We start from the raw sequence: 712 nt of genomic DNA, 5'->3' as shown, positions 1-712 counted from the left end.
CGGTGCATCCCGGCTACGGCTTCCTGTCCGAGCGCGAGGCGTTTCCGCGCGCGCTGGAAGCCGCCGGCATCGTCTTCATCGGTCCGAACCCCGGCGCCATCGCCGCGATGGGCGACAAGATCGAATCCAAGAAGGCCGCGGCGAAGGCGAAAGTCTCGACCGTGCCGGGTCATCTCGGCGTCATCGAGGACGACAAGCACGCCGTCCAGATCGCCGACGAGATCGGCTACCCCGTGATGATCAAGGCCTCCGCCGGCGGCGGCGGCAAGGGCATGCGCATCGCGCATTCGAAGGCGGAGGTCGCCGAAGGCTTCAACCTCGCCAAGGCCGAGGCGAAATCGTCGTTCGGCGACGACCGCGTCTTCATCGAGAAATTCATCGTCGATCCGCGGCACATCGAGATCCAGGTGCTCGGTGACAAGCATGGCAATGTGATCTATCTCGGCGAGCGCGAGTGCTCGATCCAGCGCCGCAACCAGAAGGTCATCGAGGAGGCGCCGTCGCCGCTGCTCGACGAGACCACCCGCCGCAAGATGGGCGAGCAGGCCGTCGCGCTGGCGAAGGCGGTGAACTACGATTCGGCCGGCACCGTGGAATTCGTCGCAGGCCAGGACAAGAGCTTCTACTTCCTGGAGATGAACACCCGCCTGCAGGTCGAGCATCCCGTCACCGAATTGATCACCGGCATCGATCTCGTCGAGCAGATGATCCG

Annotated in this window: 1 protein-coding gene; it reads left to right on the top strand. The window is 64.7% G+C overall.

Annotation, left to right across the window (positions count from 1 at the left end):
* Nucleotides 1-712: ATP-binding protein (locus tag J6525_RS46565; protein WP_225649630.1), on the top strand; the 712-nt coding region annotated here is incomplete at both ends.

The organism is Bradyrhizobium australafricanum, from assembly GCF_020329495.1.
Classification (GTDB): domain Bacteria; phylum Pseudomonadota; class Alphaproteobacteria; order Rhizobiales; family Xanthobacteraceae; genus Bradyrhizobium; species Bradyrhizobium australafricanum.
Note: the sequence above shows the minus strand (reverse complement) of the source record. Positions and strands in the feature narration are given on the sequence as shown.